Genomic DNA, 14,370 nt, shown 5'->3' with positions numbered 1-14,370 from the left:
GTGTCCATGCTCGCATGGGCATGCAGCCCGTGACGCTCTGCGTCACAAAGCGGACGCGGAGCGTCCTGAGAGGCGTTCCCACGCGGAGCGTGGGAACGATCAGAGCCAGCCGCGTACACAATCGGAAGGCGCTCTAAATCACGTACACGAACACAAACAGCCCGACCCATACCACGTCCACGAAATGCCAGTACCAGCTCGCCGCTTCGAAGCCGAATTGATGCTCGGCGTCGAAATGCCCGCGCAGGATGCGGATCAGCATCACCAACAGAATGATTGTGCCCATCGTGACGTGGGCGCCGTGAAAACCGGTCAGCAGGAAGAAAGTCGCGCCATAGATACCGGATCCCAGCGTCAGCCCCAGTTCCTGATAGGCATGGATGTACTCTTCGACCTGAAAGAACAGAAAGGTACAGCCCAAAAGGATGGTCAGCGCCAGCCAGCGCTTCAGCGCGGAGCGGTGTCCTTTCTTCAGGGCATGATGGGCGAACGTGATCGTCACGCTGGAACTGACCAGCAGCACGGTGTTGAGCAACGGCAGTTTCCACGGATCAACAATGCCGCTGGGTGCCGGATAGAGTTTCGGGTCCGGCGTATCGAGCATCGGCCACGTGTATTGGAAGTTCGGCCAGAGCATGTTCGAGATCCCGTTCGCCCCTTCGCCGCCCAGCCACGGCCCGACCCAGATGCGCACGTAGAACAGGACGAAAAAGAACGCCAGAAAGAAGCTCACCTCGGAGAAGATGAACCAGGCCATGCCCCAGCGAAACGAGCGGTCCATCTGCGCGCTGTACAGACCCGCCCGACTTTCCTTCACCACTGCGCTGAACCAGCCGTACATCATGTACGCCACCAGTAGCGCGCCGATGAAGAAGATCAACGGACCATTGGAATCGGGCCGCTCGGCTTTCATGTCGTTGAACCAGGTACCCAGCCCGAACATCGTGATCAACAGCGCCACGGTGGCAATGATCGGCCATTTGCTCTGGGCCGGAACGTAGTAATGCTCGTGGGGCGTTGCCATTTCAGTCTCCTTTGACCACCGCTCTTTCGAGCCTTTTGGCCACCGGCACAGCGGGCGTGTGGCGCTCGGTGATGTCGAACAGCGTGTAGGCCAGCGTGAGGTTCTTCACCTCTGCGGGCAGGTCGCGATCGACGATGAAACGCACCGGCATCTCGATACGCTCACCCGGTTGCAGCACTTGCTGGGTGAAACAGAAGCACTCGGTCTTGTGAAAATAGGCTGCGGCCTGACCCGGCGATATACTGGGTACGGCTTGGGCTTTCATCGGTTGGTCGGTCGGGTTCTGCGCCACGAATATCATCTCGTTGACCGCACCCGGATGAACCTCTATCTGGTCCGTCCGGGGATAGAACGCCCAGACCATGCCAGCCGAATTGGATGACAGGAACTGCACTTTCACCTGACGTGTTTCATCGATGACTTGCGTGCCCTGATACTGCTCGCCGGTCTTGCCATTGATGCCAAACGCCTTGCACATCACGTCGTAAAGCGGCACCAGCGCGAAGCCGAAGGCGAACATGACCAAGGTCATCAGCAGCAGGCGGGTGATGAGTCGTTTGAGAGGCAATGTCTGGTTCATGCGCAACTCACTTCACGTCCGGCGGTGTACTGAAGGTGTGATACGGCGCAGGCGAGGGCAGGCTCCACTCCAGCCCCTCGGCACCGTCCCAGGGCTTGGCCGGTGCCGGTGCGCCGCCCCGGATGGTTTTGATCACGATAAACAGAAACAGTAGCTGGGTTGCGCCAAAGGTGAAGGCGCCAACCGACGAGAGCATGTTGAAATTGGCGAACTGCAGGTTGTAATCCGGAATCCGGCGCGGCATGCCGGCCAGGCCGACGAAATGCATGGGGAAGAACGCCAGGTTCATGCCCACGAAAGACAGCCAGAAATGCAGTTTGGCCAGGGTTTCGTCGTACATGTGCCCGGTCCACTTCGGCAGCCAGTAATACGCCGACGCAAAGATCCCGAAGATCGCTCCGGGCACGAGCACGTAATGAAAGTGCGCCACCACGAAGTAAGTGTCCTGATACTGAAAATCCGCAGGCGCAATCGACAGCATCAGCCCGGAAAACCCGCCGATGCTGAACAGAATCACGAACGCCACGGCAAACAGCATCGGCGCTTCAAACGTCAGCGACCCTTTCCACATGGTGCTGACCCAGTTGAACACCTTCACGCCGGTCGGCACGGCGATCAGCATGGTGGCGTACATGAAGAACAGCTCGCCCACCAACGGTACGCCGACCACGAACATGTGATGCGCCCAGACGATGAAGGACAGAAACGCAATGGCCGCAACCGCATAGACCATCGAGGTGTAGCCGAACAGCGGCTTGCGCGAGAACGCCGGGATGATCGAACTGACTGCTCCGAAGGCAGGCAGGATCATGATGTACACCTCGGGATGACCGAAGAACCAGAACACGTGCTGGAACAGCACCGGATCACCGCCGCCTGCCGCGTTGAAGAAGCTGGTGCCGAAGTGGATGTCCATCAGCATCATGGTCACGCACCCGGCCAGCACCGGCATCACGGCGATCAACAGAAAGGCGGTGATCAGCCAGGTCCAGACGAACAACGGCATTTTCATCAGCGTCATGCCCGGCGCGCGCAGATTCAGGATGGTCGCCACCACATTGATCGCCCCCATGATTGAGCTGATACCCATCATATGAATGGCAAAAATGAAGAAAGTCACGCTTTCGGGTGCATAGGTCGTGGACAACGGGGCGTAAAAGGTCCAGCCGAAATTGGGTCCGCCGCCGGGCATGAACAGGGTTGAAACCAATAACAGGAACGCCGCAGGCAGCAACCAGAAGCTGAAGTTGTTCATGCGCGGCAGTGCCATGTCCGGCGCGCCGATCATCAACGGGATCATCCAGTTGGCCAGTCCGACGAAGGCAGGCATCACGGCGCCAAAGACCATGATCAGGCCATGCATGGTCGTCATCTGGTTGAAAAACTCAGGCTCGACGATCTGCAGACCCGGCTGGAACAGCTCGGCGCGAATCACCATGGCGAACGAACCGCCCAGCAGGAACATGCTGAAACTGAACCACAGGTACATCGTGCCGATGTCCTTGTGATTGGTGGTCAGCACCCAGCGCATCAGGCCCTTGGCCGGACCGTGGGCATGCTCATGGCCAGCGTGGCCATGGTCGTCAATCACTGCACTCATGTCGGTCTCCCGAGGCAAAGGATGTGCTGAATGGACACTGCTCTTGTGGGAGGCGGCTTGCCGGCGATGAAATCAATGCGGTGTATCAGAAAAATCGCGTCATCGTTCATCGCCGGCAAGCCGCCTCCCACAGTCCGGTGTTTGCTGTGCGAGAGCGCTACGTCGAAGACGTGGTGGCGCCTCCCACGGTCTCCTTCGCTGCGAAACGGCACCCCATTCATGGCTGCACCTGCTTGAGCGTCAGCACTTCCCTGGGCGTGACCATGTCGCCCTTGTTGTTGCCCCAGGCGTTGCGCTCGTAGGTCACGACGGCGGCGATATCCACCTCTGACAGCTGTTTGCCGAACGCCGCCATGGCTGTGCCCGGTTTGCCGTTGACGACGATGTTCAAGTGATCGGCAATCGGACCTGTGGCGATCTTCGAGCCCTTGAGGGCCGGGAACATCGGCGGCAGCCCTTGCCCTTCGGGCTGGTGGCAGGCCACGCAAACGGTGTGATAGACCTTGTCGCCTTGGGCGATGAGCTCTTCGCGGGTCCAGTCCTTACTGGTCAGCTCCTTGAGCCTCGCGGCCTCCTGCTTTCGCCCGGCCAACCAGCTTTCATAATCGGCGGGCGAGCGGGCATCCACCACGATGGGCATGAAGCCGTGGTCCTTGCCGCACAGTTCGGTACATTGGCCTCGGTAGATGCCGGGCTTTTCGATCCGCGTCCAGGCTTCGTGAATGAACCCGGGTACCGCGTCGCGCTTGACCGCAAACGCTGGCACCCACCAGGAGTGGATCACGTCGGCTCCAGTGACCAGAAAGCGGATCTTCTCGCCGACGGGCAGCACCAGAGGCTGATCCACTTCCAGCAGGTAGTGCTCGCCCTTGTCGTCACGGTTATGGATCTGATGAGTGGTGGTGGCCAGGTTGCTGAAGAACTCGACGTCCTGCCCCAGGTACTTGTAGTGCCATTTCCATTGATACCCCGTGATCTGGATATCGACGTCCGACTCGCTGGCGTCGTACATGCTGATCAGGGTGCGGGTGGCTGGAATCGCCATGGCGACCAGTATCAGGAACGGAACGACGGTCCAGAGGATTTCGACCGTGGTGTTTTCATGGAAATGCGCAGCCTTCTGGCCGGAAGATCGACGATGCGCAACTATCGACCAGAGCATGGCGCCAAACACCACCACGCCGATCACCACGCAGATCCAGAAGATGGTCATGTGCAGATCGAACACGGCTCCGCTGACCACTGACGCGCCGGGTGACATGTTGGTCGTCCAGTCTGCGTGTGTCTGCTCGAACGCTGACCACAGCAGCAGGCCCATCCAGACCCTTGGATGCCGCATTTCGGGTTCCCCCCACACACTCTTGTTCTACGCGGATCACGCCGCGGGCAAGGCAGTGGGCTACCGACTGCAGGACCGTGACCAGAGGCCACAAGCCGACTTCCTCAGACGTGGAGTATAGACACGGCACGAGGAACGCACCGCAGCGCCGGATGAGTGCATCGTGGCAAACACGAAGCGGATTTGCCGGTTGATCCTTGGGAAAACGCTCAAAAATAAGCTTTTTAGAGCGAAAGCATATAAATGTGAATCGGTTATGACAAAAACGTCTGAGGTATTTAGTTAATCAAGCTAACGTATGACTTTGATCAATAACACCCACCTGGTTATATGCTTTCAGGAGCCCATACCGTCATGAACACGGCCGCATTGCGCGAGCAGATCCAACGAGCACACCAGCACGAGGCCGAGACAGGCCAGTTGCTGCAACAGCTGAAAATTCAGCTTCCGCACCTTCATCCTGCCATCCACCTGCCCGAAGTTGACGCACAGGGCGCACTGACGCGTTTTGTCACTGCGTATATCGATCTGGTCCCCGACCTGCTGGACGCCGCTCACGAGGTGGCAATCGAAGCGGGAATCGAAGGACAAATCAGACCGGTGCTCAGGATTGCCGAGCACTTTTTCACTGCACCACCTGACATCATGCAAGGCCACGAAGGACTCGACAGCCTGCTGGACGAAGCCTATCTGGCGCATCGTCTGGTCGAGGAAGTGAACGATCTTTACATCAAGCACTTCGGCCAGCCGCTGATCCCGTCCAACACGACAGTTGCGAGCGTGATCGCCCATCAGGTGATCGGCGAACAGTTTGCCAACCAACTGGACGAGGCTGTCCACCATGCCGTCGATCAATTGCTTGATGATGAAGATTTCGCGCTGGACTCCGTCGAGGCCTATCGCGAGAAACTAAGCAGCCCCGACACCGAAGCCGCCTGGAAGCGCTGGCCGAGTCTGTCACGTCAATTGGGTATCGGTCTGGAACTGGAACGTTCCGCGGGCTGATTCGCCACCGAATTCATGTCTTCGCCGCAAAGGAAGGAGCCGGATGATGCTCCGCTGCTACGCGAAGACCCATCCGGCTCCCTGTGCCGATCATCAACAGCAGATTGAATCAGGCGGCGCCTGAGCCAATCCCCGTGTTGGTGTACACCCTTCCTTCGAGTCGACGCTTCAAGCCCCGAGGTTCAATCACCAGCTTCGTCCCGTGAGCGGCATTGGCGCGCCCCCAGTCTTCAAGCAGTTCCAAACAGGAGTGATCGATGTAGGACAGGTTGTTCAGCGGCACATGCAACGTGCTGCCAACCGGAACGGTGCCCAGCACCTGAGTCAGCGCTGGCACCTTGAGGAACGTCGCCGCACCCACCAGACGCAGCTCGTACTCGTTCTTGCCCGGCAGCTCGACCAAATTGATCTTCAGTCGCGAAGCCTTGAGCGCCAGCTTGACCAGTGTCAGACCGAAGCCGACCAGAACGCCCGTCAACAGGTCGGTAAAGATGATCGCGCCAGCGGTGGCGGCGTACGTGAACATCGGCATGCGACCGTAGCGACCCAGCCCCTTGAACGTCTTCAGATCGACCAGCTTCAGACCGGTGTACACCAGCACACCTGCAAGGCTCGCGACCGGAATGCTCTGCAGCACGCTGGACAGCAGCAGGACGAACGCCAGCAGCCACAGGCCGTGGAAAATCGTCGAGAAGCGGGTTGTCGCACCGGCCTGAACGTTGGCCGAACTGCGCACGATCACACCCGTCATCGGCAGGGCGCCCAGCAGGCCGCACAGCATGTTACCCACGCCCTGGGCGCTCAGCTCCTTGTCGAAGTCCGAACGCACGCCGCTGTGCATGCGGTCGACCGCTGCGGCAGAGAGCAGTGTTTCGGCACTGGCGATAAAGGCCACGGCGATGGCCGCGATCAGGATCGCAGGATCGGCCAGGTTCATCAGGTCGGCAGGGCGTAGCCAGTCGATGGCGTCGGAGAGGTTTTCAGGTACCTGGACACGCTTGACGTCCAGCGCCATAAACAGGCTGATGGCGGTCGCGATACCGACACCCAGAAGCGCACCCGGAACGAAGCGCAGCGACGCAGGACGAATCTTGTCCCAGCCCCACATGATCAGGATGGTACCCAGGCCCAGCATACCGGCTTGCATACCCGATCCCGGCCCAAAGGCCTGGACCAGCGTCGTCGGGAAACCGATCAGGTTATCCAGCCCGGAGGGTTTCGGTCCGCTGTCGAACATCACATGGGCCTGTGACAGCACGATCAGAATGCCGATACCGGCGAGCATGCCGTAGACCACGGCCGGTGCCGTGACACGGAACCAGCAACCGAGCTTGAAGCGACCGGCCAGCAATTGAAGCAGACCTGCCAACAGCAGAATCGGCCCCAACATCGCCATTCCATGCTCTCGCACCACTTCGAAGACCAATACCGCCAGGCCTGCGGCCGGACCGCTGACCTGCAAGGGCGAGCCGGCCAGCCAGCCGACGACGAGACCACCGATGATACCGGTGATCAGGCCCTTGGCAGGTGGCATGCCGGATGCGATTGCGATACCCATGCACAAGGGCAGGGCCACCAGGAACACGACCACGGAAGCGAGCAGCTCCCGTGGTAAAACGGATTTCAATGCTGTAGCACCCATGACACTTCTCCAGGATTCTTCAGACGAGGCAAAGCTGGCGGCGCGCTCCATGCGCAGCCGCCACCAGCTAAAGAAGGGTGTGCCGTCAGCCGTGACTGATATCAGTCAGCTGAAAAGCGTGCTTTCGGGGAAGCCATCGGTGTCGGGCCCGAGCCGTCGAGCGGCACGAAGCGGTCACTTTCAGCGTCATAGGCCAGGATTTCACTGGTTTCGATGCTGTAGACCCAGCCGTGAATGAACAGCTGACCGCTGGCCATCTTGGCTGCAACCGAAGGGTGCGTGCGCAAGTGCTGCAACTGGGAAATCACGTTTTCCTGTGTCAGGACCTGCATGGTTTCCAGCTCGCCACTGCAACTGCAATTCTGTTCAACGACGGTACGGGCAACTTCTGCGTGGCGCAGCCAGGCTTTTACCGTCGGCATCTTGTCCAGGCTGTCGGGATTGAGCACCGCTCGCATGGCACCGCAGTCAGAGTGACCGCAGACGATGATGTGTTGTACGCCCAGCGCGACGACCGCGTATTCCAGAGCCGTGGATACACCACCGTTCATCTGGCCGTACGGCGGAACGACGTTGCCGACGTTACGGGTCACGAATAGGTCGCCCGGCGAGCTCTGAGTGATCAGCTCGGGAACGATGCGCGAATCCGCGCAGGTAATGAACATGGCTCGCGGCGATTGCGCGGTAGCCAGTTTCTTGAAGAGTTCTTCCTGTTGGGGGAAGACTTCCTTACGAAAATGTACGAAGCCATCGACGATATGTTTCAACGCTACGTCGGCGCTATCCGAGTGGCTATGTGTGCTGGCCGACGTAGCCGACGGCTGTTTATCCATGTCTCTCATGTCTTCATCCTCTCTGACGGATTGATGTGGATTTCTCATGCGTGCTTAACCAGAGCCGGATGTGATCCCTGTTGTTTGGCCTCACGAACAAATCCTTTGAACGCTACCGCTGGTGTCACTCCGAGTTACAGACTAAAGGCCCAAGCTTAAGTGAAACTGAATGCGACCGCTCTGGCATGCGGGTTTGCACGATAGTCCCAAGTTCGTTACAGCAATGACATCTGCCCGCCCGGAGGGCAAAACGCGTCGCAATCGAGCACGAAACTCTCACGCCTGTTCAATCCCAATCGCTTGATCGACATCGCATAACGTTGAGCAAGCAGGTCTGCAAATGGACCTTCACCGCGCATGCGAGTGCCAAACTGGCTGTCGTACAGCGCACCGCCCCGGCTCTGGCGGATCAGACTCAACACATGATCGGCGCGCTGGGGGTAATGCGTCTTCAGCCACTCGTCGAACAAGGGCGCCACTTCGAGTGGCAGGCGCAGCATCACATAACTTGCGCTCAAGGCACCTGCCGCTTTCGCCTCGCTCAGCATGGCTTCAAGCTCGCTGTCATTGATCATCGGAATGATCGGCGCGCACAGCACGCCAACCGGCACACCGGCCTGACGCAACACCTTGATCGCCCTCAACCGTGCCTTGGGTGCTGCGGCCCTCGGCTCGAGGATGCGCTTGAGCTCGTCGTCCAGCGTCGTCAGGCTGATGAACACCGACACCAGCCGCAGCCTGGCCATTTCCGCCAGCAGATCCAGGTCACGCAGGATCAGCGAGCCTTTGGTAATGATGCTGACCGGGTGACGATAGCGCAGCAATACCTCCAACGTGGCCCGAGTGATTTTATGCTCACGCTCGATGGGTTGGTAAGGATCGGTATTGGCACCCAGCGTGATTGGCGCGCAGCGGTAACCGGGCTTGGACAGCTGTTGTTCCAGCAACGCCGCCGCGTTGGTCTTGGCGATCAGCTTCGTCTCGAAATCCAGCCCCGGCGACATGTCCCAGTACGCATGGCTGGGCCTGGCGAAGCAGTAGATGCAGCCATGCTCACAGCCTCGATAAGGATTGATCGAGCGATCAAACGGAATGTCCGGCGAGCTGTTGCGAGTGATGATGCTCTTGGCGGTCTCTAAAGTGACCGTGGTGCCCTGAGTCATCGGCACTTCCTGATACCAGCCATCATCCTCGGCAACGGAGCGACTGGGTGCGAAGCGGTTGTGCGGGTTGGTGGCGGTTCCGCGGCCGCGAATCGGAGAGGAACTGGACATGGAGTGTCGCCTGAATACTGTTTTTATATACAGTACAGCACCACGCAAATGGCCACTCATTAAATACCCGTCACCCTGACAAACGGCACAGCGGGCTGTTGATGGGCGATGGCCGTTTTCAAATCCGGTAACAGGAAAGCGTTTCCCTTGCCGACGCCATTCCGTTATCACTCGTCCCCGGACGGCTTATGGAAAAGCACGTCCGATCTCACTATCCGCACTGAAAAGGATTTCAGGCATGCACACCGTTTTTTCCTTAGCGACCCTGACAGGCGCTTCAATGTTATCGCTCTCCTTCATGCAGGCCCATGCGGCCGGGCTTTCTGACGGCAGCAAGCCATTTGATCAGTACCACTGGGTCACGACCCACAATTCGTACGAAAAAATAAACCAGAACCTCAAGGAAATGCCCCAGCAGTTATCAGATGGCGTACGGGGCTTCATGCTCGACCTCTACACGGATCACAAGCAGAAGGGTTTCAATCGAATAATCGTGTGTCACAAGAGCCTCGCCTGCTATGGACCTTGGGGCAATCATCTGAAAAATGAATTCATTCCATTCCTCAAAGCCAATCCAGCTGAAGTGGTCACGCTGTTCCTGGAAAGCTACGTAACCCGCGACGACCTTCAGCAGGTCTTCGCCAGCGTGCCTGAACTGGCCGAACAGTGGCCCGGGAAACAGGCAAGCGCTGGAACCGGCTGTTTCTGATGAATCAGTTCCACACCGCCACCTCCACGACCTTCGACTCTGGCTCCTTCGACAACAACCTGACCTACCTCAGGCACCGCACTGATAACTGTGGCGTCACGCCAAACTTCATTGGCATCAACAACTATCAGAATGGCGACACACTGGCCTACACACGAGCGCTGACCCAGGGCGGGATCTACTTGTGGGAAGGCCATGGTGCCGACAGGACGCAAGACACGGTGTGCGTGATCCCCAACGGTACACAAACACTGCTTCTGCCCGAAATGGGTTGCGAGAACGATGAGGCTCAATCGCTTTCGCTGTCGGGTATCGCAAAAGGCACACGGATTACCGTTTTCGACAGTCCCCACGCCAGCACTGACGACGACTACGCCACGGTCGACGTCAAACGGGACATCGGTATTTCCGAGCACGTTATCGTTCATGAGTTTGAACGTACGCTTGAGACCGACGACTACCGCGTGAACTACTTCAAGTACAACGGGCTTAATGGCAAGGTTTCCCGGGTGGAAATCCAGGTGCCTTGAAGTGGGTGCTGGAACAAAGGCTCGTCTGATCAGGCGAGCCCTTGATACATGGAAACCAGAATGGCAGCCGCGTACATATTGCCACCTGTCACTTCTGACAGTAGACGTACTTTTGAATGAGGACTAGCGTAACTGGACGCCAGACTCGACCCGACGCTGGCAACTTACCTGACAGCGAGGTGGGTGATGGCGACGTATGTGGTTCGATTGGCGGCAGATGATTTAAATAAAAAAAAGTATCCCGAGATCAGTGCTGAATTATTTGAAGATGATGAGTTTTTAAGCGCTGTTGTACTGACGCTCGACACCCGACAGGAATATGAACTCGACATTCAGGGCGACCCTGAAATCGCTGAAGACATGCTGATCGACCTTGCCCTGTCGTTCAGGGAAAAAATCGTTGAATTGACTGAAAGATAACCCGCCACGGTCCGATGGCTCATGGATCGACCGAATAAGAGAAAGGAGAACATTGAAATGGCCAACTATGAAGTCAGGCTGTCCGTCGAGGACATAGAGGGCGATGACACGCCCGAGGTAATAGTCGAATTCTGGAACAGCGAGCTTGCCAACGAGCGGACAGGCACACGGGGAGATATCGAATTTACTGCATTTGTAACAGCACGCGGAAAAGGGGTGCCTTACGATACTGTCAAAAGTAAAGCTGATGTAGACGGCAACCAGAAGACCGACGCGAAAGACGACGACATCCTGCTTGAACTGGTCAATGCATTCATGAAAATGGATCTCTCTATAAAAAGTTGACCTTTCACCTGCCGTCCATAAGGGGTCGCTTTGCGCCCCTTATGGAACATGGCATCAGAACTTCTTCAGCTCGGATCAACCGGCTTCTTCAACTTCGGATTCGGAAAGAACTGCACGCCCTGCACCTTCGGATCAGCCGGCTTGACCACCACCTTGTTGACCCGAGTGCCCAGTTCTTTCGGCACCGAAAGCCCCTGCTCGTTGAGCGTATCGCTATAGCCGCAGTGCACACACTCGCGGTGCGGCACGTCGTCTTCGCTCCACATCATCAGCTTGTCAGGCTCGCTGCACGCCGGGCAGACAGCCCCGGCGATGAAGCGCTTCTTGGTAACGACCGCAGGTGTATCGGTCATGCTGCCGCGTCCTCACTCAAACCACTGTGGCGCAAGAGTGCGTCAATCGACGGCTCGCGTCCGCGGAAGTCGACGAACAGCACCATCGGTGCCTGTGAACCGCCACGGGCCAGAATGGCTTCGCGGAAAGCACGACCGGTTTCGGCATTGAGCACGCCGTCTTCCTCAAACTTCGAGAACGCATCGGCCGACAGCACTTCAGCCCACTTGTAGCTGTAGTAACCCGCTGCGTAGCCGCCCGCGAAGATGTGCGCGAAGCTGTTCGGGAAACGGTTGTAGGCCGGTGGACGCATGACCGACACCTCGTCACGAATGCCCTCCAGCACCTGCAGCACACTGCGGCCATCGCCGTGGGTGGCGTGCAGTTCGAAGTCGAACAGCGAGAACTCCAGCTGACGCACCATCATCAGGCCGGAATGGAAGTTACGCGCAGCGAGCATCTTTTCCAGCAAGTCCTGGGGCAGCGGTGCGCCGGTTTCGTAGTGACCGGAAATCAGCGCCAGGCCTTCCGGCTCCCAGCACCAGTTTTCCATGAACTGACTTGGCAGCTCGACCGCGTCCCATGCCACACCATTGATCCCGGATACACCCGCGTGATCGATACGAGTCAGCAGGTGATGCAGGCCGTGGCCGAACTCGTGGAACAGCGTGGTGACTTCGTCGTGGGTCAGCAGTGCAGGCTTGCCACCGACTGCCGGAGTGAAGTTGCAGACCAGATTGGCAACCGGGCTCTGCAGAGTGCCCTCAGCGGTGCGACGACGGTCGCGAGCGCCGTCCATCCAGGCGCCGCCACGCTTGTTGGCGCGGGCGTACAGGTCGAAGAAGAAGCGGCCGACGTGCTGACCGTTTTCCTTGATTTCGAACAGACGGACGTCCGGATGCCAGGCGTCGAAGCCTTTCTGCTCAGCGATTTCAATGCCGTACAGACGCTGAACGATGGCAAACAGGCCGCTCAGCACCTTGTCGATCGGGAAGTAGACACGCAGGGCTTCCTGGGAAACGCTGTAACGCTGCTCACGCAGTTTTTCGCTATAGAAGCCGCTGTCCCAGCTTTGCAGATCCGGGCAACCCTGTTCGGCCGCGTAAGCCTTGAGCTCTTCCAGATCCTGCACGGCAAACGGCTTGCTGCGCTTGGCCAGGTCGCGCAGAAAACTCAGCACCTGATCGCTGGACTCGGCCATCTTGGTCGCCAGGCTCAGTTCCGCGAAGTTCGCGTAACCCAGCAGTTGGGCCAGTTCCTGACGCAGGTCGAGGATCTGTTCCATGACCGGGCCGTTGTCGTTCTTGCCGGCATTCGGGCCTTGGTCGGACGCGCGAGTGCAGTAGGCCGCGTAGAGTTCTTCACGCAGCGCGCGGTCTTCGGCGTAGGTCATCACCGCGTAGTAGCTCGGGAACTCCAAGGTGATCAGGTAGCCGTCCAGATCCTTGGCCTTGGCGGCGGCGGCCATCTGCTGCTTGGCCGAGTCGGTCAGGCCAGCGAGGGCGGATTCATCGGCAACCAGCTTGGTCCAGGCCTGTGTGGCGTCCAGCAACTGGTTGGAGAACTGGCTGCCCAGTTCCGACAGCTTGCTCTGCACTTCGGCATAACGTTTCTGCTGCTCGGGCGGCAAGTCGATACCGGACAGGCGGAAGTCACGCAGCGATTGCTCCAGAATGGTCTTCTGGCCGACATCAAAATTCGCCGCTTCCGGGCTGTTGGCCAGCGCTTCATAGGCTTGGAACAGCTCGCGGTTCTGGCCCATCTCCGTGGAGTAGGCGCTCAACGCAGGCAGGCAGGATTCATAGGCTTCGCGCAGTTCGGCGCTGTTGCACACGGCATTCAAGTGGCTGACCGGGCTCCAGGCGGCGCCCAGGCGATCATTCAACTCATCCATGGTCAGCACCAGTCCGGCCCAGGTCGGTGTCGATCCCTGTTTGGCGAGAATGTCGGCAATTGCAGCGCGGTTGTCCGCCAGAATCTGTTCGATGGCAGGTTTGACATGCTCGGCACGGATCGCCGAGAAGGGTGGCAGGTCGTACGATTGCAGAAGCGGGTTGTTCGCGCTCACGGTTTTGCACCTTGGCTGGAAGAAACACTCCTGCATCTTAATTACAATCGACGCCGACCGCAGCATCGAAACCCGCTTCACTCACCTATCACTGCCAAAGAAGGAGCCTATCGTGGCCATTCGCAAGTTTCAGGACCACACACCATCGCTCGGCGAACGGGCCTTCGTCGACCATTCGGCGGTGGTGATCGGCGATGTGGAAATCGGCGCCGACAGCTCCATCTGGCCATTGACCGTTGTGCGCGGCGACATGCACCACATTCGCATCGGTGCGCGCACCAGCGTGCAGGACGGCAGTGTGCTGCACATCACCCACGCCGGACCGTTCAATCCCGACGGTTTTCCCCTGCTGATCGGCGATGAAGTGACCATCGGCCACAAGGCCATGCTGCACGGCTGCACCATCGGCAATCGGATCCTGATCGGCATGGGCTCGACCATCATGGACGGCGCAGTGGTGGAAGATCAGGTGATCATCGGTGCGGGCAGCCTGGTGCCGCCGGGCAAGGTGCTGGAAAGCGGCTTTTTGTATGTAGGCCGTCCGGTCAAGCAGGTGAGGGCGCTGACCGAACAGGAAATCGCATTCTTCCCTTACAGCGCCACCAACTACGTGAAACTCAAGGATCAGCACCTGGCGGAAGGCTTTGACCAGCCATGCTGAAAAATCT

15 protein-coding genes are annotated in these 14,370 nt (G+C 58.5%); 6 read left to right on the top strand and 9 right to left on the bottom strand.

Going from position 1 to position 14,370, the window contains the following annotated elements:
* Positions 1 to 133: 133 nt before the first annotated feature.
* From AO065_RS10060 to coxB, 4 genes are all read right to left on the bottom strand, one after another.
* Positions 134 to 1,024, bottom strand: a complete 891-nt coding sequence (locus AO065_RS10060; protein WP_004882518.1) for a cytochrome c oxidase subunit 3 — start codon at positions 1,022 to 1,024, stop codon at positions 134 to 136.
* A 1-nt stretch (position 1,025) separates the two neighbouring features.
* Positions 1,026 to 1,604: a cytochrome c oxidase assembly protein gene (locus tag AO065_RS10055; RefSeq protein ID WP_004882517.1), complete on the bottom strand. Its 579-nt coding sequence runs from the start codon at positions 1,602 to 1,604 to the stop codon at positions 1,026 to 1,028.
* A 7-nt stretch (positions 1,605 to 1,611) separates the two neighbouring features.
* Positions 1,612 to 3,204, bottom strand: a complete 1,593-nt coding sequence (gene ctaD / locus AO065_RS10050; RefSeq protein WP_004882516.1) for a cytochrome c oxidase subunit I — start codon at positions 3,202 to 3,204, stop codon at positions 1,612 to 1,614.
* Positions 3,205 to 3,421: 217 nt separating this feature from the next.
* Entirely contained in the window at positions 3,422 to 4,543 is a 1,122-nt protein-coding gene (coxB, locus tag AO065_RS10040; RefSeq protein ID WP_032651083.1) for a cytochrome c oxidase subunit II, read from the bottom strand.
* 354 nt (positions 4,544 to 4,897) lie between these two features.
* On the opposite strand from coxB, the gene AO065_RS10035 reads away from it, so the two are divergent.
* A complete protein-coding gene (locus AO065_RS10035; protein WP_032651081.1) occupies positions 4,898 to 5,548 on the top strand; it encodes a hypothetical protein in 651 nt (216 codons plus the stop codon).
* A gap of 109 nt (positions 5,549 to 5,657) precedes the next feature.
* On the opposite strand, the gene AO065_RS10030 is transcribed toward AO065_RS10035, so the two are convergent.
* The 3 genes from AO065_RS10030 to AO065_RS10020 all read right to left on the bottom strand — a co-directional run bounded on the left by AO065_RS10030 (position 5,658) and on the right by AO065_RS10020 (position 9,297).
* On the bottom strand, positions 5,658 to 7,190 hold the full coding sequence (locus tag AO065_RS10030; protein WP_004882513.1) for a SulP family inorganic anion transporter: 1,533 nt from the start codon (positions 7,188 to 7,190) through the stop codon (positions 5,658 to 5,660).
* 101 nt (positions 7,191 to 7,291) lie between these two features.
* A complete protein-coding gene (locus tag AO065_RS10025; RefSeq protein WP_004882512.1) occupies positions 7,292 to 8,032 on the bottom strand; it encodes a carbonic anhydrase in 741 nt (246 codons plus the stop codon).
* Between the two features lie 206 nt (positions 8,033 to 8,238).
* Entirely contained in the window at positions 8,239 to 9,297 is a 1,059-nt protein-coding gene (locus AO065_RS10020) for a PA0069 family radical SAM protein (RefSeq protein ID WP_004882511.1), read from the bottom strand.
* A 238-nt stretch (positions 9,298 to 9,535) separates the two neighbouring features.
* Between AO065_RS10020 and AO065_RS10015 the strand changes: the two genes are divergently transcribed.
* The 4 genes from AO065_RS10015 to AO065_RS10000 all read left to right on the top strand — a co-directional run bounded on the left by AO065_RS10015 (position 9,536) and on the right by AO065_RS10000 (position 11,301).
* On the top strand, positions 9,536 to 10,006 hold the full coding sequence (locus tag AO065_RS10015) for a phosphoinositide-specific phospholipase C-related protein (RefSeq protein ID WP_004882510.1): 471 nt from the start codon (positions 9,536 to 9,538) through the stop codon (positions 10,004 to 10,006).
* On the top strand, positions 10,006 to 10,536 hold the full coding sequence (locus AO065_RS10010) for a PI-PLC domain-containing protein (protein WP_004882509.1): 531 nt from the start codon (positions 10,006 to 10,008) through the stop codon (positions 10,534 to 10,536). Before AO065_RS10015 ends, AO065_RS10010 begins: the two co-directional genes overlap by 1 nt.
* A 186-nt stretch (positions 10,537 to 10,722) precedes the next feature.
* Positions 10,723 to 10,956: a hypothetical protein gene (locus AO065_RS10005; RefSeq protein WP_004882508.1), complete on the top strand. Its 234-nt coding sequence runs from the start codon at positions 10,723 to 10,725 to the stop codon at positions 10,954 to 10,956.
* A gap of 57 nt (positions 10,957 to 11,013) precedes the next feature.
* Positions 11,014 to 11,301 carry a hypothetical protein gene (locus AO065_RS10000; RefSeq protein WP_004882507.1) on the top strand — a complete coding sequence of 96 codons (288 nt, stop codon included), beginning with the start codon at positions 11,014 to 11,016 and terminating at the stop codon, positions 11,299 to 11,301.
* 65 nt (positions 11,302 to 11,366) lie between these two features.
* On the opposite strand, the gene AO065_RS09995 is transcribed toward AO065_RS10000, so the two are convergent.
* Both AO065_RS09995 and prlC read right to left on the bottom strand, forming a co-directional pair.
* Positions 11,367 to 11,654: a YheV family putative zinc ribbon protein gene (locus tag AO065_RS09995; RefSeq protein WP_004882506.1), complete on the bottom strand. Its 288-nt coding sequence runs from the start codon at positions 11,652 to 11,654 to the stop codon at positions 11,367 to 11,369.
* On the bottom strand, positions 11,651 to 13,738 hold the full coding sequence (prlC, locus tag AO065_RS09990) for an oligopeptidase A (RefSeq protein ID WP_161987266.1): 2,088 nt from the start codon (positions 13,736 to 13,738) through the stop codon (positions 11,651 to 11,653). The genes AO065_RS09995 and prlC overlap by 4 nt, the downstream gene beginning before the upstream one ends.
* Positions 13,739 to 13,814: 76 nt before the next feature.
* Between prlC and AO065_RS09985 the strand changes: the two genes are divergently transcribed.
* Entirely contained in the window at positions 13,815 to 14,363 is a 549-nt protein-coding gene (locus tag AO065_RS09985) for a gamma carbonic anhydrase family protein (RefSeq protein ID WP_004882504.1), read from the top strand.
* Positions 14,364 to 14,370 lie beyond the last annotated feature (7 nt).

It is taken from the genome of Pseudomonas viridiflava (assembly GCF_001642795.1).
GTDB lineage: Bacteria > Pseudomonadota > Gammaproteobacteria > Pseudomonadales > Pseudomonadaceae > Aquipseudomonas > Aquipseudomonas viridiflava.
The sequence above is the reverse complement of the archived record's forward strand: the minus strand, read 5'-3'. Positions and strand labels throughout refer to the sequence as shown.